This is a genomic window from Aeromonas sp. S5(2024), from assembly GCF_041403025.1.
GTDB classification, from domain to species: domain Bacteria; phylum Pseudomonadota; class Gammaproteobacteria; order Enterobacterales; family Aeromonadaceae; genus Aeromonas; species Aeromonas hydrophila.
This window is the reverse complement of record NZ_JBGLRI010000001.1, coordinates 346,614-368,950: the sequence shown is the minus strand read 5'-3', so window position 1 is coordinate 368,950 and position 22,337 is coordinate 346,614. Positions and strand designations below refer to the sequence as shown.

General features: G+C 60.6%; 19 protein-coding genes and 9 tRNA genes. 18 read left to right on the top strand and 10 right to left on the bottom strand.

The window, feature by feature from the left end; all coding sequences use genetic code 11:
• The first annotated feature begins 594 nt into the window (after window positions 1-594).
• Together tal and ACB032_RS01740 are read left to right on the top strand one after the other, a co-directional pair.
• Window positions 595-1,545, top strand: coding sequence for a transaldolase (gene tal / locus ACB032_RS01745; RefSeq protein WP_016351598.1), 951 nt, complete (start codon window positions 595-597; stop codon window positions 1,543-1,545).
• Window positions 1,546-1,705: 160 nt separating this feature from the next.
• The gene (locus ACB032_RS01740) at window positions 1,706-1,888 is read left to right on the top strand and encodes a DUF3545 family protein (RefSeq protein WP_016351599.1); all 183 of its coding nucleotides are present in this window, start codon (window positions 1,706-1,708) and stop codon (window positions 1,886-1,888) included.
• A gap of 52 nt (window positions 1,889-1,940) precedes the next feature.
• On the opposite strand, the gene ACB032_RS01735 is transcribed toward ACB032_RS01740, so the two are convergent.
• Both ACB032_RS01735 and ung read right to left on the bottom strand, forming a co-directional pair.
• Window positions 1,941-2,489 (bottom strand): hemerythrin domain-containing protein, encoded by a 549-nt coding sequence (locus ACB032_RS01735; protein WP_011706927.1) that lies wholly within the window; start codon window positions 2,487-2,489, stop codon window positions 1,941-1,943.
• 157 nt (window positions 2,490-2,646) lie between these two features.
• Window positions 2,647-3,315 carry a uracil-DNA glycosylase gene (gene ung, locus ACB032_RS01730; protein ID WP_011706928.1) on the bottom strand — a complete coding sequence of 223 codons (669 nt, stop codon included), beginning with the start codon at window positions 3,313-3,315 and terminating at the stop codon, window positions 2,647-2,649.
• A gap of 830 nt (window positions 3,316-4,145) precedes the next feature.
• On the opposite strand from ung, the gene grcA reads away from it, so the two are divergent.
• A complete protein-coding gene (gene grcA / locus ACB032_RS01725; protein ID WP_011706929.1) occupies window positions 4,146-4,526 on the top strand; it encodes an autonomous glycyl radical cofactor GrcA in 381 nt (126 codons plus the stop codon).
• A 130-nt stretch (window positions 4,527-4,656) separates the two neighbouring features.
• On the opposite strand, the gene ACB032_RS01720 is transcribed toward grcA, so the two are convergent.
• From ACB032_RS01720 to hemA, 7 genes are all read right to left on the bottom strand, one after another.
• Window positions 4,657-5,937, bottom strand: coding sequence for a dicarboxylate/amino acid:cation symporter (locus ACB032_RS01720; protein WP_029304184.1), 1,281 nt, complete (start codon window positions 5,935-5,937; stop codon window positions 4,657-4,659).
• A 306-nt stretch (window positions 5,938-6,243) separates the two neighbouring features.
• Window positions 6,244-7,098: a 3-deoxy-8-phosphooctulonate synthase gene (kdsA, locus tag ACB032_RS01715; protein ID WP_011706931.1), complete on the bottom strand. Its 855-nt coding sequence runs from the start codon at window positions 7,096-7,098 to the stop codon at window positions 6,244-6,246.
• Window positions 7,099-7,273: 175 nt separating this feature from the next.
• Window positions 7,274-8,074, bottom strand: a complete 801-nt coding sequence (locus tag ACB032_RS01710; protein WP_011706932.1) for a SirB1 family protein — start codon at window positions 8,072-8,074, stop codon at window positions 7,274-7,276.
• Window positions 8,075-8,085: 11 nt separating this feature from the next.
• A complete protein-coding gene (locus tag ACB032_RS01705) occupies window positions 8,086-8,469 on the bottom strand; it encodes a SirB2 family protein (RefSeq protein ID WP_017409175.1) in 384 nt (127 codons plus the stop codon).
• A gap of 43 nt (window positions 8,470-8,512) precedes the next feature.
• A complete protein-coding gene (gene prmC / locus ACB032_RS01700; RefSeq protein WP_371137205.1) occupies window positions 8,513-9,361 on the bottom strand; it encodes a peptide chain release factor N(5)-glutamine methyltransferase in 849 nt (282 codons plus the stop codon).
• Window positions 9,361-10,449: a peptide chain release factor 1 gene (prfA, locus tag ACB032_RS01695; RefSeq protein ID WP_029304187.1), complete on the bottom strand. Its 1,089-nt coding sequence runs from the start codon at window positions 10,447-10,449 to the stop codon at window positions 9,361-9,363. Before prfA ends, prmC begins: the two co-directional genes overlap by 1 nt.
• A 51-nt stretch (window positions 10,450-10,500) precedes the next feature.
• The gene (hemA, locus tag ACB032_RS01690; protein WP_016351604.1) at window positions 10,501-11,760 is read right to left on the bottom strand and encodes a glutamyl-tRNA reductase; all 1,260 of its coding nucleotides are present in this window, start codon (window positions 11,758-11,760) and stop codon (window positions 10,501-10,503) included.
• A gap of 121 nt (window positions 11,761-11,881) precedes the next feature.
• Here hemA and lolB point away from each other — a divergent pair, with 121 nt between their 5' ends.
• From lolB to ACB032_RS01615, 15 genes are all read left to right on the top strand, one after another.
• Window positions 11,882-12,466 (top strand): lipoprotein insertase outer membrane protein LolB, encoded by a 585-nt coding sequence (gene lolB / locus ACB032_RS01685; RefSeq protein WP_371137204.1) that lies wholly within the window; start codon window positions 11,882-11,884, stop codon window positions 12,464-12,466.
• Window positions 12,467-12,492: 26 nt separating this feature from the next.
• On the top strand, window positions 12,493-13,362 hold the full coding sequence (gene ispE / locus ACB032_RS01680; RefSeq protein ID WP_101150292.1) for a 4-(cytidine 5'-diphospho)-2-C-methyl-D-erythritol kinase: 870 nt from the start codon (window positions 12,493-12,495) through the stop codon (window positions 13,360-13,362).
• Window positions 13,342-13,416 (top strand) — tRNA-Gln (locus tag ACB032_RS01675). The genes ispE and ACB032_RS01675 overlap by 21 nt, the downstream gene beginning before the upstream one ends.
• A 309-nt stretch (window positions 13,417-13,725) precedes the next feature.
• A complete protein-coding gene (locus tag ACB032_RS01670; protein WP_005298464.1) occupies window positions 13,726-14,673 on the top strand; it encodes a ribose-phosphate pyrophosphokinase in 948 nt (315 codons plus the stop codon).
• A gap of 102 nt (window positions 14,674-14,775) precedes the next feature.
• Window positions 14,776-16,767, top strand: coding sequence for a bifunctional UDP-sugar hydrolase/5'-nucleotidase (locus tag ACB032_RS01665; RefSeq protein ID WP_371137203.1), 1,992 nt, complete (start codon window positions 14,776-14,778; stop codon window positions 16,765-16,767).
• Between the two features lie 197 nt (window positions 16,768-16,964).
• Complete coding sequence (gene pth, locus ACB032_RS01660; RefSeq protein ID WP_010673844.1) at window positions 16,965-17,561, top strand: aminoacyl-tRNA hydrolase; 597 nt, start codon at window positions 16,965-16,967, stop codon at window positions 17,559-17,561.
• A 234-nt stretch (window positions 17,562-17,795) separates the two neighbouring features.
• Window positions 17,796-18,887 (top strand): redox-regulated ATPase YchF, encoded by a 1,092-nt coding sequence (ychF, locus tag ACB032_RS01655; RefSeq protein ID WP_016351608.1) that lies wholly within the window; start codon window positions 17,796-17,798, stop codon window positions 18,885-18,887.
• 235 nt (window positions 18,888-19,122) lie between these two features.
• Window positions 19,123-19,199, top strand: a tRNA-Met gene (locus ACB032_RS01650).
• Between the two features lie 8 nt (window positions 19,200-19,207).
• Window positions 19,208-19,282: transfer RNA gene (locus tag ACB032_RS01645), tRNA-Gln, on the top strand.
• Between the two features lie 146 nt (window positions 19,283-19,428).
• A tRNA-Gln gene (locus ACB032_RS01640) sits at window positions 19,429-19,503 on the top strand.
• Between the two features lie 41 nt (window positions 19,504-19,544).
• Window positions 19,545-19,619: transfer RNA gene (locus ACB032_RS01635), tRNA-Gln, on the top strand.
• 38 nt (window positions 19,620-19,657) lie between these two features.
• Window positions 19,658-19,734, top strand: a tRNA-Met gene (locus ACB032_RS01630).
• 45 nt (window positions 19,735-19,779) lie between these two features.
• Window positions 19,780-19,854 (top strand) — tRNA-Gln (locus tag ACB032_RS01625).
• A gap of 36 nt (window positions 19,855-19,890) precedes the next feature.
• Window positions 19,891-19,967 (top strand) — tRNA-Met (locus ACB032_RS01620).
• A gap of 8 nt (window positions 19,968-19,975) precedes the next feature.
• Window positions 19,976-20,059 (top strand) — tRNA-Leu (locus ACB032_RS01615).
• Between the two features lie 242 nt (window positions 20,060-20,301).
• Here the strand turns inward: ACB032_RS01615 and ACB032_RS01610 are convergent.
• On the bottom strand, window positions 20,302-22,134 hold the full coding sequence (locus ACB032_RS01610) for an SLC13 family permease (RefSeq protein WP_371137202.1): 1,833 nt from the start codon (window positions 22,132-22,134) through the stop codon (window positions 20,302-20,304).
• Window positions 22,135-22,337 lie beyond the last annotated feature (203 nt).

Genomic DNA, 22,337 nt, shown 5'->3' with positions numbered 1-22,337 from the left:
CGATCCAGTGCATTAAAGCTTCATTTAACTCGCAAAATTTCAACAAAACTGAGAATCCAATCAATCAGCCGACAAATTAGACCCAAAAGAGCACTTTTTGGCAATTATCTATATAGAGGTAGAGCAAGCAGAGAAGGGGGCAAACCATTACGCAAGCGTTTACCCATCCGGGCAACCAAAACCCCTTTGTTTCGCCAAACGTTTTACACGTAATAAAATTTCAAGAGGCTGATCGGACAATTTGTGTGATCGATGCCACAAAACCGATAATCAACCAAAAAAGTTGTTTTTGGCGGCCGCTAAATTCACTCTGGCAAAAAGGATAAAAGTCGTTTTTTATCAAATACTTTTAGCCACTCTTTCCCACTGCGGCCAGGGAGTGGCTGATAAGCATACAGCCCCCCCTATTGCAGGATGAGCCACATCCGTATTAATTAGGCAGGCAATGACGATGGGGCACACCCATCGCGCTTTTCTGAGCCTGAGTCGCCGGGATTTTGTAATTTTATTTCAGAACTGTCGTCTCACGCCCGCCACCCCCGAGCCCGCACCCTCCGAAGGAGAGTGCGCCCTCATAAAGAGATGATATTTGCCATGGCCGATAAATTAACCCAGCTGAAAGCCCTGACCACAGTTGTCGCCGACACCGGTGATATCGAAGCCATCAAGCGCTACCAGCCCATCGATGCCACCACCAACCCCTCTCTGGTGTTGAAGGCATCCGAGATCCCCGAATACGCGGCGCTGATCGAAGACGCCATCAACTGGGCCAAAGCCCAGAGCCAGGACAAGGCACAGCAAATCATCGACGCGGGCGACAAGCTGGCAGTCAACATCGGCCTAGAAGTGCTGAAAATCGTCCCGGGCCGCATCTCCACCGAAGTGGATGCCCGTCTCTCCTTCGATACCCAGGCCAGCATCGCCAAGGCCCGCAAACTGATCCGTCTCTACAACGAAGCCGGTATCAGCAACGATCGCATCCTGATCAAGCTGGCCTCCACCTGGGAAGGCATCCGTGCCGCCGAGGTGCTGGAGAAAGAGGGCATCCAGTGCAACCTGACCCTGCTGTTCTCCTTCGCCCAGGCCCGTGCCTGTGCCGAAGCCGGCGCTTTCCTGATCTCCCCGTTCGTCGGTCGCATCCTCGACTGGTACAAGGCCAAGCACAACCGTGACTACACCGCCAGCGAAGATCCGGGCGTGGTTTCCGTCACCTCCATCTATGACTACTACAAACAGCACGACTACCCGACCGTGGTCATGGGCGCCAGCTTCCGCAACACCGGCGAGATCCTGGAACTGGCCGGCTGCGACCGTCTGACCATTGGCCCGGCCCTGCTGGAAGAGCTGAGCAAGACCGAAGGCGCCGTGGTCCGCAAGCTGAACTACACCGGCGAGCGCAAAGCCAAACCGGCTCCGATGACCGAAGCCGAATTCCGCTGGGAACTGAACCAGGACGCCATGGCCCACGAGAAGCTGGGCGAAGGCATCCGCATGTTTGCCATCGACCAGGGCAAGCTGGAAACCATGCTGGCCAGCCGCCTCTGATGAGAGCCGTCATGAGCCGATGAAAACCGGGTTCCCGCAAGGGAACCCGGTTTTTTTATGGGCGCCGGACCCTTGTCATGTGTTCGTCACGAAAACGTTTTATTTTCAATGCCGTTATGTTATACGGATGGTGAAAACGAGAATAACCAAGGAGGGAGCCATGGAAATGTTCAACTTCGAATATGACGATGTAGTTGAGCTCGGTTCACGTAGCCGCGGGACAACGGGAAAGAAACGTAAATGGCGTGAGATTGAGGCGTTGAAAGACAAGCACCGCCTGCAGAAGGAGCTGCAATCCATCGATATCGCCTACGAAGGTCTCTCAGACGAGATCGAACTGTAAAAACAAGGCCCCGGTTAACCGGGGCCTTGTTTTTTTAAGAGCGTGTCACCCCTCAGGAAGAGAGTGGCAGCGACAGGCGCTTGGCCAGTGCCTGAAAGTGCTGGCTGATCTCGGGTCCGAACAGGGGATCCCCGATGGCGCGGTTCTGCCAGATCTGTTCGAGGTGACGCCAGTCATCCTCGGTCAGCGAGTCGCGCAGATGGGGGAAGATGACCCCCTCCTCGTAGTTCATGTGCGCCTCCTGCAGCGCCACGAACTGCTCCAGCTTGGCGGTAAACTGATCGAGCGGGATCACCGCATCCATCAGGATCATCTCCACCATCTCCTTGAGTTCGGCACCGGCTTCCAGCAACTTGGCATGCTCGGCCTGCAGCCGGTTGGCGACGTCCCCCTCCACTACCCGGTACTTGAGGTAGTAGTCATAGATGATATCTTCCTTCGGATGGTGATACTTGTCCGACACCTCCCTCAGGTAATCCACCACATCGCGGATCAGGAAATAGCTGACCCGCTGTTCGTCGCGAATGGCGGCGAGCTTGTGTTTGAGCAGATCCAGCAACCTGGCGATGTTGAGATGGTCCTTGTGCAGACTGGCTAGCATGGGCACTCCTTGCGCTGAAATGAGACGATCCTGTTTCGAGTATACGGTCATTTATCGCGCCAACTTTGCACTCAATCAAGTCATCTGCAGACAAAACAGCGGGTAACGCACAATGCCACCCCCCTGTTCATGCCCCCGCTCGCCAGCCGTCAACCCTTCACTCGCAGACCGAGTGCCAGTTGATGGGGCTCATCCCCTGCTGGCTCAGCAACCGGTTGGTTTCGGAGAAGTGGCCGCAGCCGATGAAGCCGCGATGAGCAGAGAGCGGGCTGGGATGCGGCGCGCTCAGCACATGATGACGCTGCCTGTCGATGAAGCGCCCCTTCTTCTGGGCATGGGCCCCCCACAGCAGGAAGACTACCCCCTGACAGCTGGCATTGATCTGCTCGATGACCCGGTCGGTGAAGGTCTCCCAGCCCAGATGGGCATGGGAGTGGGCCTGGCCCGCCTGGACCGTCAGCACGGTATTGAGCAGCAGCACCCCCTGCTTGGCCCAGGACTCCAGAAAGCCGTGACTGGGTGTGACAAAACCCGGCAGGTCCCGCTGCATCTCCTTGTAGATGTTGACCAGCGAGGGGGGCGTGCGCACCCCGGGCAACACCGAGAAGCAGAGACCGTGCGCCTGATTGGGGCCGTGATAGGGATCCTGACCCAGGATCACTACCTTGACCTGATCCAGCTCGGTCAGCTTGAAGGCATTGAACACGTCGGTCGCCGGCGGATAGATCACCTTGCCCGCCTCCCGCTCACTCCTGACGGTCGCCAGGGTCGCCTTGAAATAGTCCTGCTCCTTCTCAGAGCCAATTACATCAGTCCAGGTCTGCACCCCAATCTCCTCATTGAATCTGTCCGGATGGACGCCCTGTTACCCCGTGTTGGGTCACACCGCCTGATGCAGGTCGGCGCGCCACCATCCTCGATGAATACGGCGGGTTTTGCGACATGCGGCTTGGCCCATGTTGGGTCATGCGAGCAAGCACGCCGCCATCCTCGCTGAATGCGGCAGAACATGGTGCTGGGCCCAGTGCTGGCATCACCATGCCCTCATTAATGCGGCAAGGGGCTCAGGATAGGGGGCCAGCCCTCGGGACGCAACCTTGGTACCCTCTTCCGAGTCCCCTCGTCTCTATATGGCAACCGCATGGCAACGGTATGACAAGCTCCCGCGCACCCAGCCCTCCCGGCCAATGTGGGCAGCGGAATCATGGTGACCGTGGCAATCGGCGGCTCGGCTGAGGCAGCCTTATATAGATGTGTGAGAAGCAGAGAGAGGGCAAACCTGGCCCCGCCACCTTCACCGCAGGCTTGGCCCTGATGCCCCCACAGAGAAGATGAGGTCGGCTCATGCATAGCACAAACCTTAAAACATGTAGTTAAATTACTAGATTTAATTAATAGAAGATGCATAATTTAGATATCTTACATAATCAGAAAAATGACCTCTTTTTGATTAATCTCAATAATTTAATCCCTTCCAGCTCGCGCAAACCGCGTATTTTTTGATTTAGATCAATTTTCGTAATATTACCATCGTGGTATATATGACCCAACAAAGTAAAGGTGTAAGGCAAGGGCCCTTTAAATCATCCCGGTGGTTTAAATACATCAGGGTAATTTCCTTACAGTTGAATCCGCTTTCCTATGAGGAGTCATACCATGATCAAGGGCATCCAAATCACCCAGTCTGCCAACGCAGCTCTGCTGAACTCGTTCTGGCTGCTGGACGAAGAGAAGCAACAGGCTCGTTGCATCTGCGCCAAAGGCGACACCTTCGCCGCCGATCAGGAAGTCAGCGTCTCTGACCTGGGCCAGTTCGAATACCGTGAACTGCCGGTACAAGCCGAGCCTGCCGTCGAAGGTGGCCAGCACCTGAACGTCAACGTCCTGCGTCGCGAGACCCTGGAAGACGCCATCGCCAACCCGGAAAAGTACCCGCAGCTGACCATCCGTGTCTCCGGCTACGCCGTGCGCTTCAACGCACTGACCCCGGAACAGCAGCGTGACGTGGTGACCCGCACCTTCACCCAGAGCCTGTAAGTCGCTCTGCAGCAACCGGTATCATGAAAAACGGCCCAAACGGGCCGTTTTTTTATGGCTTGCATTCACCTACCCACGTTGGCGGTCCTTGCTCGACAGACTGGCAGCGCACAGTGCGGGCATCGGCGGCTCAATGCTGATCCAGCTTGACCGCTTGCGGCGGGTTGCTCAGCGCCTCGTGCATCTGCTGCTCATCGAGCTGATCGCAGTAACGGGCCACCACCAGGGTTGCCACCCCGTTGCCGATAAGGTTGGTCAGGGCGCGGGCCTCCGACATGAAGCGATCGATGCCAAGGATCAGCGCCAGCCCGGCCAGCGGCAGGTGACCCACCGCCGAGATGGTGGCCGCCAGCACGATGAAGCCGCTGCCGGTCACCCCGGCGGCGCCCTTCGAGGAGATGAGCAGCACCACCAGCAGGGTGATCTGCTGGAACAGGTCGAGCGGGGTGTTGGTGGCCTGGGCGATAAAGATGGCCGCCATGGTCAGATAGATGGAGGTGCCGTCCAGGTTGAAGGAGTAACCGGTCGGGATCACCAGCCCCACCACCGACTTCTTGCAGCCGAGCGCCTCCATCTTCACCAGCATGCGCGGCAATACGGATTCAGAAGAGGAAGTCCCCAGCACGATCAGCAGCTCTTCCCGGATATAGGAAATAAAGCGCAGGATGCTGAAGCCATTCGCTCTGGCAATACTGCCCAGCACCAGGAAAATAAACAGCAGGCAGGTCATATAGAAGCAGGCAATTAATTGTCCGAGCTGAACCAGCGAGCCGATACCATATTTTCCGATGGTAAAGGCCATCGCGCCAAATGCCCCAACCGGTGCCAGCCGCATGATCATGTTGATGATCCCGAAAATAACCTGGGAGAAGCTGTCGATGACATTGAATATCACTTTGCCCTTCTCGCCGATATGGTGCAGGGAGAAGCCAAACAGCACCGCAAATAGCAGCACCTGCAGAATGTTGCCGCTGGCGAAGGCACCGATCACGCTGCCCGGGATCACGTCCAGCAGGAAGGGGATGATGCCCTGAGCCTTGGCCTGCTCGGCATAGGCGGAGATGGCGCTGGCGTCCAGCGTGGCGGGGTCGACGTTCATGCCCGCCCCCGGTTGCAGCAGGTTGACCACGCACAGCCCGATGATGAGGGCGATGGTGCTGACCACTTCAAAATAGAGCAGCGCGATGGCGCCAGTTTTGCCCACCGCTTTCATGCTCTCCATGCCGGCAATACCGGTCACCACGGTGCAGAATATAACCGGGGCGATGATCATTTTGATTAATTTAACGAAACCATCCCCAAGCGGTTTCATGTCCGCACCGAGATCGGGATATATATGTCCCAGAATGACCCCGAGGGTGATCGCTAACAACACCTGAAAATACAGGCTGCTGACTATTCTTTTCTGCATTCTTAACGTCCTGTCAATTTAATGAGATGTGTCATGGCAGAAATACGCATGCAGCAATCCGTGACGAAATAGTGTTATTTCGCCCGGTTCGTGCCGTTCCCCCATCACAACAGGGGCTACTTTCCCATGTTAAAAAAAGCAATTAATAGACATCAATCACACAACAGATTTAACAACATTAACACCACGGAAACCTGGCTGTATTTATTCTGTGATTGATTTATGCTGGCCAAAGAAATAAAAACAGGCCGCAAACAAAAATGCCCCGCAGTGCGGGGCATTTTTATTGGGCCAGCGGGGCCTGGCTCAGATGGAAGTATCAAGCGGCTCGAAGCCCTTGATGAGATCGTCGATGGCCTTCATCTGCTTGAGGAAGCCTTCCAGCTTCTCCAGCGGCAGCGCGCTCGGGCCGTCGCAGCGGGCAATCTTGGGGTCCGGGTGGGATTCAATGAACAGACCGGCCAGGCCGACCGCCATGCCGGCACGGGCCAGCTCGGTCACCTGCTCCCGGCGACCACCGGAGGCAGCGCCCATGGGATCGCGGCACTGCAGGGAGTGGGTCACGTCGAAGATGACCGGGTAACCGCCGGTGCTCTTCTTCATCACGCCCAGCCCCAGCATGTCCACCACCAGGTTGTCATACCCGAAGTTGGCACCGCGTTCGCACAGGATCAGACGGTCGTTGCCGCACTCCTCGAACTTGTCGGTGATGTTCTTCATCTGGCTTGGGCTCAGGAACTGCGGCTTCTTGATGTTGATGACGTTGCCGGTGCGGGCCATGGCCTCCACCAGATCGGTCTGGCGCGCCAGGAAGGCTGGCAGCTGGATGACGTCGACCACCTCTGCCACCGGCTTGGCCTGATGGGGCTCGTGCAGATCGGAGATGACCGGCATGCCGAAGGTCGCTTTCAGCTCCTGGAAGATCTTCATCCCTTCTTCCAGACCCGGACCGCGGTAGGAGTGGATGGAGGAGCGGTTGGCCTTGTCCCAGCTCGCCTTGAACACGAACGGGATACCCAGCTTGGAGGTCACTTCCACGTACTTCTCGCACACCGCCATCGCCATGTCGCGCGATTCCAGCACGTTCATGCCACCGAACAACACAAACGGTTTGTCGTTGGCGACATCGATGCCATTGACCTTGATATTCTTCTGTTCCATCTCAGGCTTCCTTAGGTAAAAGGGCTTGCAGGGCTTGAATCCACATCCGGCCGCGCTGCCCAGGGCAGCGCGGCCTCGATACTCGTCTGTTGCATCTCCCAGGCCTTGCATGCAACGGCATGGGACTCTTCATTCGGCCAGGGCCTCGCCATGCAGCGGGGCCGTTACCCGCCCCTCAGTGGAGGGGCTTGGGGCTCAGATCCAGCGCGGCCAGCTGGGCCTTGAGCACGTCGGCCACCGGATCGTCCGGGCACTGTTCAATAAAGTATTCAAAATCGTCGGCGGCAAAGCGCGGGCAGTCGAGCTGCTCGTAGATGAAGCCGCGATCCCGTGTCTCCAGCGGGTCGCCGGGCTTCATCCGCAGCAGCAGTTCACTGCAGCGCAGCGCCTCGGTCATCCGGTCTTCCCGCAGCAGGGCGCCCTTGCTGACGTTGAGCAGCCGTTCGATGATCTCCCACTGGCCCGCAGGCTGCAGGTGATCCGAGCTGAGGGTGGCCAGGTTGCCGAGGGCCCCGCGCAGCAGCAGCTCGATGTGGTGCAGGCTCAGCTCATCGCCGGTGAAGGGGTCCACATAGACCTCTCCCTCACTGCCGGCGAAGCTCACCAGGAAGTGGCCGGGGAAGCAGATCCCCTCCACGTCCAGCCCGAGCTTGCGCCCCAGCTGAATGATGAGGATGCCAAGGCTGACCGGAATGCCCTGCTTGCGGGCCAGAACCTCGGCCAGATCGCAGTTGGCCACCGAAAAGTAGTCCTGCCAGTCGCCGTGAAACCCTAAGGTCTGATAGAAGCCCTGCAGCAGCTGGCGGCGCACCTGGTCGCAATCCCCTTCCTCGATGGCCTCGTCCAGCCAGGCGTCGAGCCGGGCCAGCTCCGCCGTCCCGCGGCCGCTGATGCCATGGATCTCGTCGCTCACCGACAGCGCCAGCTCGGCGATGTCATGGGCTTCGAAATCGGTCCATTCGTCTACGCGTATCATCGTCATCATCCTTAACCGAACAGGCTGGCCTGCTTGTAGACGGCCAGCTTGGCGATGAAGAAGACCCAGCCGAGGGCTCCCAGAAACGCAAACCAGCGGATGCCGTTACTGCGGGCCAGGCGCAGTGCCATCATGGCCAGAAAGGCCACCACCAGGATGGCGGTCAGCTTTTCGCTGAGCCAGGGGGTGGCGTTGTTGAGCGGGTTGAGATCCAGCACCATGCACAGCAGCACGCCGGAGAGCACCACCAGGCCGTTGAGCCAGCCGCTCAACCTGAGGGTACGGGCGCTGGCGGCGCGGCTCGAACCGGTCTGCAGCCAATAGAAGCGCAACATGAACATCAGCACGGCCAAGCCTATCAGCAGCAAGTGCAGATGTTTGATAGCAAAATACATAACGTGTCCTTGAACAAAGGCAGGCCCGGCCTGCCCGTCATCATCACCGAGCCAGCCGCCCCAGGGTCACCCGCTCGTTATCGCCGTAATCGCGCACGGTTTCCACCTGAAGGTAGCCCTGTTGCAGCAGGAGTTGACGCACCGCCTCCCCCTGCTGCCAGCCGTGCTCCAGCAACAGCCAGCCACTCGGCAGCAGATGGGCCGGCGCGCCCGCCACGATCAGCCGGATATCCGCCAGTCCCTGCTCGTCCGCCACCAGGGCGGAGCGGGGTTCGAAGCGCACGTCCCCCTCATCGAGGTGCGGATCCGCCCCGTCGATGTAGGGCGGGTTGGAGACGATCATCGCAAAGCGCGGCGCCTTGCTTGACGAGGGCGCGACCAGCGGCTCAAACCAGCTGCCGTCGCGCACCTCGATGGGTAGACCGAGGGCGGCGCTGTTGGCACGGGCCAGGGCTGCCGCTGCCGGCATCCTGTCCACCGCCCATACATCGGCATCCGGTCGCTCCGACTTGAGCGCCAGTGCAATGGCGCCGGTGCCGGTGCCCAGATCCAGCACGGCGCAGGGGCCTGCTGGCAGCCGCGCCAGCGCCTGCTCGACCAGCACCTCGGTATCGGGGCGCGGGATCAGGGTGGCCGGGCTCACCTTGAGCGGCAGCGACCAGAACTCCCGCTCACCGATCAGGTGGGCGATGGGTTCGCCATTGAGACGGCGTTCTAGCCAGCCCTGCAGGGTCGCCTGCTGGGCGGCATCAAGCTCGCGCTCCGGCCAGGTCATCAGATAGCTGCGCCGGCACTCCAGCAGATGGCAGAGCAGCGCATCGGCATCGGCACGGGGGGATTCCCCCCCTGCCAGGGTCGCCATGATGTGGGCGCGAGCCTGCTGGATCTGCATCAGTTGCTCTCGGCCAGGGAGGCGAGCTGATCGGCCTGGTACTCCTGGATCATCGGGCTGATGACGCAGTCCAGGTCCCCTTCCATGATCTCGCCGAGGCGATAGAGGGTGAGGTTGATGCGGTGCTCGGAGAGGCGCCCCTGCGGGTAGTTGTAGGTGCGGATACGCTCGGAGCGATCCCCCGATCCCACCAGGTTGCGGCGGGTGCTCTGCTCGGCGGCGCGGTGGCGCTCATCCTCGGCCGCCTGCAGACGGGCGGAGAGCACCGACATCGCCTTGGCGCGGTTCTTGTGCTGGGAGCGTTCATCCTGGCACTCCACCACCAGGCCGGTGGGCAGGTGGGTGATGCGGATGGCGGAGTCGGTCTTGTTGACGTGCTGACCGCCGGCCCCGGAGGCGCGGAAGGTGTCGATCTTCAGCTCCGAGGGGTTGATCTCGATCTGCTCGGCTTCCGGCACTTCCGGCAGCACGGCGACGGTACAGGCGGAGGTGTGCACCCGGCCCTGGGATTCGGTTTCCGGCACCCGCTGCACCCGGTGACCACCGGATTCAAACTTGAGGCGGCCGTAGACGTGCTCGCCCTCCACCTTGGCGATCACCTCCTTGTAGCCGCCATGCTCGCCGTCGTTGCAGCTGACGATGGAAACCCGCCAGCCCTGGCGCTCGGCGTAGCGCGAATACATGCGAAACAGATCGCCCGCAAAGATCGCCGCCTCGTCACCACCGGCACCGGCGCGGATCTCCAGATAGCAGTTGTTGTCATCCTTGGGGTCGCGCGGCAGCAGCATCACCTGCAGTGCCTGCTCCTGCTCCTCGTAGGTCGCCTTGGCCAGCGGCAGCTCCTCCTGCGCCATCTCGCGCAGGTCGGCATCATCCTCTTCCAGCATCTGGCGGGTGGCGTCCAGGTTCTCTTCGGCCTGGCGGAATTGCTGGAAAGCGTGAACGATATCTTCCAGCTGGGCATATTCCCGGGTCAGGGCGCGATAGCGATCCTGATCCGCGGCCACGTCCGGCTCGCCGAGCATGGCCTGTACTTCTTCGTGGCGCTCGATGAGGCCTTCCAGCTTTCTGATCAGTGACGGGTTCATAAATCTTGTGTTCTCGATGGAGGACGGGACGACCGGCTGGTCGCCCCAAAACTATGACTCTTGTGACAACCCCAGCACCTGGCGCAACTGGGCCAGCTGGTGGTGATCCCCCTGGGCGGCGGCATGACGCAGGGCCTGGGTCGGTGCGTGGATCAACTTGTTGGTGAGGCGGTGGGCCAGCGCCTTGAGCGCCTGCTCGGCATTCTCGCCCTGCTGCAGGGCCAGCAGGGCGCGCTGCAGCTCTTCGTCGGCCACCTGTTGGGACTGGTGACGGTAATCGCGGATGAGATCCACCGAGTGCTGGCTGCGATACCAGCCCATGAAGTCGTCGCGCTCTTCCTGCACGATGAGCTCGGCCTCGGCGGCGGCCCGTTTGCGGGTCTCGAGATTCTGCTCGATGATGCCCTGCAGGTCGTCCACCGTGTAGAGATAGGCGTCCGAGAGCTCGTCCACCTCCGCCTCGATGTCGCGGGGCACGGCGATGTCCACCAGGAACATGGGCTTGAAGCGGCGGGCCTTGAGGGCGCGCTCCACCATGCCTTTGCCGATGATGGGCAGCGGGCTCGCGGTGGAGCTGATGACGATGTCCGCCTCGTGCAGGTAGTCCGGGATCTCTTCGAGCGTCATCACCTGGGCGCCGAACTCCTCGGCCAGCAGCTGGGCCCGCTGCAGGGTGCGGTTGGCCACCATCATCTGGGTGACGTTTTGCTCGCGCAGGTGGCGGGCCACCAGTTCGATGGTCTCGCCGGCGCCAACCAGCAGCACCTTGGTCTGGGAGAGATCGGAGAAGATCCGCCGCCCCAGGCTCACCGCAGCAAAGGCCACCGACACGGCGCTGGCGCCGATCTCGGTATCGGTACGCACCCGCTTGGCCACCGAGAAGGATTTCTGGAACAGCCGCTCCAGCGATCCCTTCACCGCCTCGGACTGCTGGGCATGGGCGTAGGATTGCTTGATCTGCCCCAGGATCTGCGGCTCTCCCAGCACCAGGGAGTCGAGCCCGCAGGCCACCCGCATCAGGTGACGGACCGCCTCCTCGTCCTGATGCTGGTAGATGGCGGAGACCACCTCGGCCGCATCCAGACCGTGGAAACGCTGCAGCCACTGCAACACCTGCTCGCCCTGCCCCTGCGCCAGGCTGCAGTAAAGCTCGGTGCGATTGCAGGTCGAGACGATCACCGCCTCGCTTACACCGGGTTGGGCGACCAGCTCACGCAAGGCGCGATCGATGCAGTCCGGGCCGAAGGCGACCCGCTCCCGCAAGGCGACACTGGCGGTGTTGTGGTTGATTCCGAGGGCAAGCAAACTCATGAGTGGGCGTGGATCGTATCTGTGCGCTGGGAGTAAAGGCTGCCAATTGTACGAGAAAGGGTAAGTCTTTAAAAGCAATACGGCCGCCCCGTATACTGTGGCAAATCACCTTTTCCGGAGCATGACCTTGTTGTTGCGTCTTTTCACCCTTGGCTGCCTGCTGTTGCTGGCCGGTTGCGCCACTACCCAACCCCAGCGTGATCAGGTCAACTGGCAGCAGGAACGTACCCGCCTCGAGCAGCTCAGCCACTGGCAGCTGTCGGGCAAGATGGCCATCATCACCGCCCAGCAGAAGGGCAGCGCCCGGGTCAACTGGCAGCAGGATGGCGACGACTACCGCCTCAACCTCACCAGCCTGATCGGCACTCATATCCTGGAGCTCTCCCGCAACAAGGGCGAGATCACCCTGATCGACAACGAGGGCAACCCGCACCAGAGCCAGGATGCCGAGACGCTCATCTATCAGCTCACCGGCTGGAACATTCCGGTGGCCGGGCTGCCGGAGTGGATCAAGGGCCTGCCGGGCCAGGCCGAATTCGAGCTCAACCCCGACCGCAGTCTGGCCAGCGTCCGTGACGGTCAGTGGCAGATCGTCTATGGCGATTACCGAGATCAGGACGGTTACCGACTGCCGCACCTGCTCACCATGACCGGCCAGGGCAGCCGCCTCAAGCTGCAGATCAACCAGTGGACCATCGCCCGCTGATGGCGGCCATCGACAAGGACTCCCCCATGAGCGCCATGCGCTGGCCGGCTCCGGCCAAACTGAATCTCTTTTTGCACGTCAACGGCCGTCGCCCAGACGGCTACCACGAGCTGCAGACCCTGTTCATCTTCCTCAACCACGGCGACTGGCTCGAGTTCGAGCCGCTCACCGATACCGACTTGCTCACCCTGAGCCCGGCCATTCCCGGCGTGCCCGACGAGCAGAACCTGATCATCCGCGCCGCCCGCCTGCTGCAGGCCAGGCTGCCAAGCCCGCAGGGAGCCCATATCCGGCTGGAGAAGGTGCTGCCCATGGGCGGCGGCATCGGCGGCGGCTCATCGGACGCGGCCACCACCCTGGTCGCCCTCAACCACCTGTGGCAAGCCGGCTTGAGTGAAGACGAGCTGGCCGAGCTCGGCGTCCAGCTGGGCGCCGACGTGCCGGTGTTCGTGCGCGGCAAGGCGGCCTTTGCCGAGGGGGTCGGTGAACGGTTGCAGCCGGTCGAGCTGCCGAGTGCCTGGTATCTGGTGCTCAAGCCCGATTGCCATGTGGCGACCGCCGCCGTGTTCCAGGATCCGGACCTGCCCAGAGATACCCCGAAAATGGCATTGCACAATCTGCTGGAAGGGGAGTGGAAAAACGATTGCGAATTGCTGGTGAAAAAGCGCCACCCCGAGGTTGCCAATGCGCTCGGCTGGTTGCTAGAATACGCGCCGTCAAGAATGACGGGCACAGGAGCCTGCGTCTTTGCTCAGTTTGAAGACGAAGTGGCTGCTCGGGAAGTGTTGGCAAAAGTGCCGAAAGGATGGGATGGGTTTGTCGCCAAGGGCGAGAACATATCACCACTCTTCGCTGCATTGCAACAAGTCAGTGATTGGGGTATCGCCAAGCGGTAAGGCAGCGGGTTTTGATCTCGCCATTCCTAGGTTCGAATCCTAGTACCCCAGCCATCTCCTGAACATCGAACAGGGTATATCGATTCACCTGCCGCAGCAGTCTTGCCGGGAGTGCACACTCCCCCTCGCCGGTTGCAGCACCCATCGTTACCCTCTCGTTGTCGAGAGGTCACTGGTCATCCTGGATGACGGGGCGTCGACCAGCACGACGCTCAACCGACTTGCCGCATGCAACGTGGGCACCTGGCCTGAAAGCAGCCTATAGTGGTCTGACCCGTCAACTTGATAAATCGTTTGCCCCAAAACGATAAGGGTCTGAATAAGACTCCCCACATACTGGATGCAACCCCGAGGTTTCAAACCGTGCCTGACATGAAGCTGTTTGCTGGTAACGCAACGCCGGAACTAGCCCAGAAGATCGCAGATCGCCTGTTTATCAAACTCGGCAATGCTGCCGTAGGTCGCTTTAGCGACGGCGAGATCAGCGTACAGATCAACGAGAATGTACGTGGTGGCGATATCTTCATCATTCAATCCACCTGTGCCCCGACCAACGACAATTTGATGGAATTGATCGTGATGGTGGATGCTCTGCGTCGTGCTTCAGCTGGCCGTATTACTGCCGTTATCCCCTACTTTGGTTATGCCCGTCAGGACCGCCGCGTCCGCTCCGCCCGTGTTCCCATCACCGCCAAGGTCGTCGCCGACTTCCTCTCCAGCGTCGGTGTGGATCGCGTGCTGACCGTTGACCTGCATGCCGAACAAATCCAAGGCTTCTTCGACGTCCCGGTCGACAACGTGTTCGGCAGCCCGGTGCTGCTGGAAGACATGAAGTCCAAGAACCTCGAATCCCCCGTGGTGGTGTCGCCGGACATCGGCGGCGTGGTACGTGCCCGTGCCATCGCCAAGCTGCTGGACGATACCGACATCGCCATCATCGACAAGCGTCGTCCCCGCCCGAACGTCTCCCAGGTCATGCACCTGATCGGTGACGTGGCCGGCCGCGACTGTATCATCGTCGACGACATGATCGACACCGGCGGCACCCTGTGCAAAGCCGCAGAAGCCCTGAAAGAGCGCGGCGCCAAGCGTGTATTCGCCTATGCCACTCACCCGGTCTTCTCCGGTTCCGCCGTGGAGAACATCAAGAACTCCGTGATCGACGAACTGATCATCACCGACTCCATCCCGCTCACCGCGGAGATGAAGGCGGTCGACAAGGTCAAGCAGCTGACGCTCTCTTCCGTGCTGGCCGAAGCCATTCGCCGCATCAGCAACGAAGAGTCCATCTCTGCCATGTTTGAGCATTGATAGACCCTGTTGTGACAAAAACCGCCAGCTGGCGGTTTTTGTCTTTTTAGTCCCAGTTACACCCGGTACTGCCCTGCCCCGTCGCAGGTTAAGGATTGTTCCATGAATCGCTTGCGCCCGCTGCTGCTCCTTGCCTTCTGCAGCTTCCTGTTCGCCTGTCAGCCCGGCAATGAAGGCCAGCCCTTCGTGCTGACCCTGGCTCACATGAACGACACTCACTCCCAGTTTGACCCGGTCAACGCCGAGCTGAAGGGGCCCATCTTTGGCAAGCAGGGGGAGACCGACACCCTCTACACCCGCTTCGGCGGCTATCCGCGCCTGCTCACCATGGCGAAATCCTTCCAGGCCGATGCGCTGGCCAAGAACCAGCCGATCCTGCTGCTGCACGGCGGCGATGCCTGGCAGGGCAGCGGCTACTTCAAGCTCAACGAGGGGATGGCCAACGCCGAGCTGTTGAGCCAGTTCGGCCTCGACGCCATGGCCCTTGGCAATCACGAGTTCGATCTCGACAACCAGAAGCTCGCCCGCTTCATCCAGGGAGTCAACTTCCCGGTACTGGCCGCCAACCTGGATACCCGCGACGATCCGGATCTGCGCCATGCCACCAATCTCAAGCCGTTCGTCATCTACGCCTTCGACGGCAACCAGAAGAGCCCGGTCAGCGATCTCAACAACCTGCCCCAGGGCAAACAGCTGGTCGCAGTGATGGGACTGGTGCTGGAGGACATGGCCAACATCTCCCCCAACGTCGGCAAGCTGCGCTTTGGCAACGAAATCACTTCGGCCCAGGCGACGGTGGACCTGCTGCGCCAGCACGGCATCAACCAGATCGTGGCGCTCACCCACATCGGCAACCAGCGGGATCTGGCGCTGGCGGCCAAGGTGAACGGCATCGACGCCATCGTCGGTGGGCACTCCCACAGCCTGCTCGGCGATTTTCGCAACATCGGCTGGGGCAACACCGGCGAGTACGCGGCGCTTGTCACCAACCCGGACGGGGTCGGCATGACCTGCGTGGTGCAGGCCGGCTCCTATGCCCAGGCCATCGGACTGGCCCAGGTGAGCTTCGATGCCCAGGGCCGGGTCATCGCCTGCAAGGGCCAGAACCAGCTGCTGGCCAGCCGCGACTTCTTCGCCGATCCCGCCCGCAAGCAGGCACTGGACGAGGCCCGCGGCAAGCAGGCAGCCAAGTTCATCGACGCCCAGCCCAACCTGGTGACCGTGGATGAGGATCCCCGCCTGCGCGGCATCATCGACAGCCACTACAAGCCCGCCCTCGAGCAGGCCTTCGGCCCCGTCATCGCCACCCTGCCGGCCGCCCTGCAAAATGCCCGTCGCCCCGGTGACAACGGCAGCGACAGCCACGGCTCCGACGTCGCCCCGCTGGTGGCCGAGGGTCAGTACTACTGGGCCAATACCCCGGCGGTGCAGGCGCTGACCGGCGGCCCGGTCCACTTCGCCCTGCTGGCGGTGGGCGGCGTGCGCGCCGATCTGCCGGCCGGCGAGCTGCGTGAAGGGGATGCGGCGCTCACCCTGCTGCCATTCAAGAACCAGCTCTCGGTGCTCACCCTGACCGGCGCCGAGGTGCGCGCCCTCTTGACCGAGACCATCACCGCCACCCTGCCCGCCAGCGCCCACGCCGGCAAGTTCCCCTACGGCGGTCACCTGCGCTACACCTTCACCGAAACCACGCCGGGCAAGCGCGGCGCTCTGACCCAGCTGCAGTGGCAAGACGCTGACGGCCAGTGGCAGGATCTGGTGGATGCGACGCGCTACCGGGTGGTGATGAACGCCTACAGCGCCAACGGCAACGATGGCTGGCAGGCGCTGGCCCGCGCCCAGGCCCAGCACGCCGAGCGCCAGGATCTCGCCTGGCAGGATGGCAAGTTGACGGCGTTCCCGGTCGAGCGGGTGGAACAGAGTGGTGATCAGCTCAGCGCCCGCTACACCGCCGGCCATCAGCTTGACTGCAAGGCAAGCGGTATAGATTGCGGCACCGACGCCGCCTCCTTCGTGCAGTATGTGCGCGAACAGCGCCCGACCCTGACGGCGCTGGCGGAAGAGACCGTCACCCTGGTGCGGGCCGCCCAATAAGTCGGCTCTGCCACCGGCAAGCCACACCACGGGCCCCACGCTGGGGCCCGTTTTGCTGCCGTTGGCCGCCTGTTCTCCCGCTTTTCCCCGTCGCTGGCCGAGCTTTGGTTGAGTGATCGCCAGTCGGCGGCTAGAATATTGCGTCCCATTGCCCTGGGCAGTCGGCCCATTGCAAGCAGCGAGTGAAGAAATCAAGCGTGACAAGCCAAATCAAACTGATCGTGGGTCTGGGCAATCCCGGCCCGGAATATGCCAAGACCCGCCACAACGCCGGGGCCTGGTATGTGGAGCAACTGGCACGCTGGCACAACGTCAGCCTGCGCGAAGAGCCCAAGTTCTTCGGCCACACCGCCCGCATCCAGGTGGATGGCCAGGATGTGCGCCTGCTCATCCCGAACACCTACATGAACCTCTCCGGCAAGGCGGTGGCCGCGCTGGCCCGCTTCTACCAGATCGAGCCGGAAGCCATGCTGGTGGCCCACGATGAGCTGGACCTGCCCCCCGGCATCGCCAAATTCAAGCAGGGCGGCGGCCACGGTGGCCACAACGGCCTCAAGGACATCATTGCCAGGATGGGCAACAACAATAATTTTTTCCGGCTGCGGCTGGGGATAGGTCACCCGGGCGCCAAGGAGCTGGTCGCCGGTTTCGTGCTGACCAAGGCCCCCAGCAGCGAACAGAGCCTGATCGAGGCCGCACTGGACGAGTCCCTGCGCGCCACCGACATTCTGTTCAAGCAGGACATGACCAAGGCCATGAACCGGCTGCACAGCTTCAAGGCCGAGAAAGTCTGAATACAGATGCCTGACACGCGTCAGGGTCGAACAATATGACAGGGTCGCCCAAGAACCTGTTCATGCTCTGTAACGAGAGGTTGTCAGCAAGGTAAAGCGCAGCGCAGGAACCGGAGCGTATAGTCATACGTGAGGATTCCGAGCAGCACATGAGCCTTGATCACAGCCTCGCAGCAAGAGCATGGGCAGGTTCTGCGGCCCTCACACAGCATCCATCACGTAAGGTAACAATCCATGGGTTTTAAATGCGGTATCGTGGGCCTGCCCAATGTAGGCAAATCCACCCTGTTCAACGCGCTGACCAAGGCCGGCATCGAAGCCGCCAACTTCCCGTTCTGCACCATCGAGCCGAACACCGGCGTGGTACCGATGCCGGATCCCCGCCTCGATCAGCTGGCGGCCATCATCAATCCGCAGCGCGTTGTGCCGACCACCATGGAATTCGTGGACATCGCCGGCCTGGTGGCCGGTGCCTCCAAGGGCGAAGGCCTGGGCAACCAGTTCCTGGCCAACATCCGTGAAACCGAAGCCATCGGTCACGTGGTGCGCTGCTTTGACGACGAGAACATCGTCCACGTCGCCGGCAAGGTCTCCCCGGCCGACGACATCGAGGTGATCAACACCGAGCTAGCTCTCTCCGACCTGGATGCCTGCGAGCGCGCCATCAACCGCCAGTCCAAGCGCGCCAAGGGCGGCGACAAGGATGCCAAGCTGGAAGTGGAAGTGCTGGAGAAGATCAAGGTGGCACTGGAAAACGGTCAGATGATCCGCGGCATGAAGCTGGACAAGGATGAGCTGGCCGCCGTCAGCCACCTCAACTTCCTGACCCTCAAACCCACCATGTACATCGCCAACGTGGCGGAAGATGGCTTCGAGAACAACCCCTACCTCGACAAGGTGCGCGAAATCGCCGCCGCCGAGAACGCGGTTGTGGTGGTCGTCTGCTGCGCCATCGAGGCTGACATCGCCGAGCTGGACGATGCCGACCGCGCCGAGTTCATGGCTGACCTTGGCATCGAAGAGCCGGGCCTGAACCGGGTGATCCGCTCCGGTTACGAGCTGCTCAAGCTGCAGACCTACTTCACCGCCGGTGTGAAAGAGGTGCGTGCCTGGACCATCCCGGTCGGCGCCACCGCTCCGCAGGCGGCCGGCAAGATCCACACCGACTTCGAAAAAGGCTTTATTCGTGCCCAAACCATCGCCTTCGAAGACTTTATCACCTACAAGGGTGAGCAAGGTGCCAAGGAAGCGGGCAAGATGCGCGCCGAAGGGAAAGAGTACATCGTCAAAGATGGCGATATCATGAACTTCCTGTTCAACGTCTAATCCCATGAGAGGCCAGCATTTGCTGGCCTCCTTTTTAACTGGCCAAGGCTCGTATCTGCTGGCAAATGTCGTAAAAAAAACCAGATTGTTGGGCTTTTGCACGACAGCGACCAATAACTCGCCAAACGCACCCAAATTCGGTTTTTCAAACAAAAAAAGGGTTGACGCCCCAGAGCCAGATACGCATAATTCGGCCCGCACAGTGACGAGGCAACGAGGCACTGGAAGCAAGGTTGGCTATGTAGCTCAGTTGGTTAGAGCATCGCACTCATAATGCGGGGGTCACAGGTTCGAATCCCGTCATAGCCACCATCTCTAGTTGGGGTATCGCCAAGCGGTAAGGCAGCGGGTTTTGATCTCGCCATCCCTAGGTTCGAATCCTAGTACCCCAGCCATTATTTCAGTTGTCGGCATTCAGATGTCGGTGACAGGTCAAGGGAAGCAGTGATGGGTGTTGAACTCGTCAATGTGCCCAGGTTCAAATCCTGGTATCCCGGCCACTGTTAAAAGATGTTTGATAGACTCTGTCAGGCATCGCTGTTGGGGCATCGCCAAGCGGTAAGGCAGCGGGTTTTGATCTCGCCATACCTAGGTTCGAATCCTAGTGCCCCAGCCATTTTTAAAAGATGTTTGATAGTCTCTGTCAGGCATCGCTGTTGGGGTATCGCCAAGCGGTAAGGCAGCGGGTTTTGATCTCGCCATCCCTAGGTTCGAATCCTAGTACCCCAGCCATTATTCTGTTCTCTTCCACACCGTGGTTGACAACAAACGGCTATGTAGCTCAGTTGGTTAGAGCATCGCACTCATAATGCGGGGGTCACAGGTTCGAATCCCGTCATAGCCACCATTTTTGAAAACGTTCCTTCAATCATCTGATTGCAAAGAACACTGTTGGGGCATCGCCAAGCGGTAAGGCAGCGGGTTTTGATCTCGCCATACCTAGGTTCGAATCCTAGTGCCCCAGCCATTTTTGCTTGTATTCGACGCGAGTCGTGCACAAGACGGCTATGTAGCTCAGTTGGTTAGAGCATCGCACTCATAATGCGGGGGTCACAGGTTCGAATCCCGTCATAGCCACCATTACTCCTGCGGAAGTGGCGAAATTGGTAGACGCACCAGATTTAGGTTCTGGCGCCCTAGGCGTGAGAGTTCGAGTCTCTCCTTCCGCACCATCAAAAGCAGTACCAAACAGACCAGCTCAGGCTGGTTTTTTTGTATCTGGCGTTTGCCACTCTTCTTCCCCTCTCCATGCCATCGCACGTCTGCAATACCGCCCATGTATCAACGGCTGCGCCTTGTGCTCTCCTCTACGACGGCGCTGATGCCCGGCTCCCGGTTTATACATCCCTTTTCATGTCAGAGCATTGCGGGCAATAAAAAGGCGGCCCGCAGGCCGCCATGTCGTTTGCTGTCGTCAGAACGGGAAGAACCAAGGAATGGCGATGACGCTCACCACCATCACCAGCAGGGTGAAGGGCACGCCGATGCGCACGAAATCCACGAACCGGTAGTTGCCGGGGCCCAGCACCAGGGTGTTGACCGGCGAGGAGACGGGCGTCATGAAGGCCGCCGAAGCGGCGATGGCGATGGTCATGGCGAACGGATAGGGGGAGATCCCCATCTGCTGCGCCGTGCCCAGCGCAATCGGTGCCATCAGCACCGCCGTCGCGGTGTTGGAGATAAACAGCCCGATGATGGCGCACAGGGCGAACAGGCTGGCCAGCATCACCCGCGGCCCCATCTCCCCTACCGCCGAGATCAGCGCGCCGACGATGAGATCCACCCCGCCGGTCTTTTGCAGCGCCAGCGCAAAGGGCAGCATGCCGACGATGAGGATCAGGGTCGGCCAGTGGATGGACTTGTAGGCGCTCTCCATGTCGATACAGCGGAATTTGCCCATCAGCAGGCAGGCGATCAGTGCCGCGATCACGTTGGGCACCGGATCGGTCACCATCAGGGCGATCATCACCCCGAGGCAGATGAGGGCGTGAATGGCCTGGCTGCGGGCCGGTGCCATCTCGTCCACCTCGGCCGGCAGCCCCAGCAACAGGAAGTCGCGACTGTGAGTCTGCAGCAGACGGATCAGGCTCCAGTTGCCCACCACCAGCAGGGTATCCCCCAGTTGCAGCGCCTCGTCCACCAGCTTGCCGCCAAGCGCCTCACCGGCGCGGCGAATGCCCACCACGTTGAGACCATAATGGGAGCGAAACGCCACCTCACGGATGCTCTTGCCGAGCAGGCGGGATTCGGGGATGAGCGACACCTCTGCCATGCCCACCTCCCGCGCCTGATCAGAAAAATATTCGCCGCGCAGGATCATGGGCTCTAGCCGCGCCTCGCTGCAGAACTCGCGCACGTCCACCTCTGTGTCGGACATGTCGATCAGCAGCACATCCTTGGCCTGGAACTCGGTCACCCCGGAGACGGTGACCATCACCCGCCGAAACTTGCGCCAGCGCTCCACCCCGATGACGTTGGCCCCGTAGCGGGCCCGCAGTTGCAGCTCGTCCAGGGTCTGGCCGATCAACGGTGAATCGGGCCGGATCGCCAGTCGGCGCGCCCGGCCGGCCAGCCGGTAGTCGCGAATGAGATCGCGCATGGTGCTGCGGCCGATCTGCTTGCTCTTGCCCTCCTCACCTTCACGCACCAGGGAGGTGCGCATCAGCAGCATGTAGAGGATCCCCATCCCCAGAATGATGACCCCCATGGGGGTGAAGCCGAAGAAGCCGAAACCGTGGATGTTGTGGCGCATCAGCTCGCTGTTGACCACCATGTTGGGCGGCGTCGCCACCAGCGTCATCATGCCGCTGATGAGGCCGGCAAAACCGAGCGGCATCATCAGCCGGCCGGCCGGGATCCCCATCCGGTTCGCCACGCTCAGCACCACCGGGATGAAGATGGCCACCACCCCGGTACTGCTCATCACGGCCCCCAGCAGGGCGACCGCCACCATCAGCAGCACCAGCAGGCGAGTCTCGCTGCTGCCGGCCACCTTCACCAGCGCATCCCCCACCTGATAGGCGATGCCTGTGCGCACCAGCCCCTCCCCCACCACGAACAGGGCGGCAATCAGGATGACGTTGGGATCGCTGAACCCCGCCAGCGCCTCCGGCAGGGTCAGGGTGCCGCTCAGCACGAACAATATGATGATCAGCAAGGCAACCACGTCCATGCGGACCTTGTTGCTCACAAACAGATAAATGGCGCCCACCAGCATGCAGAGGACCCAGACCAACTCGGAATTCACACTTGCTCCTTTTGTTCAGCTCCACCCCGGCCGGAGCGGATTCCATCAGACCACAGCTCATTTCTCCCCGATTTGTTACATATCAATAAAGGGGCAGGGCATCATCGCATATCAGGGCGCCATCGGGGGCCTAAAGTTGCCCCTGCTGTTTGCCCATTCTTTGAGGTGGCTCGGCCCGGGTCGGACAAAAGTCCTGCCAGCCT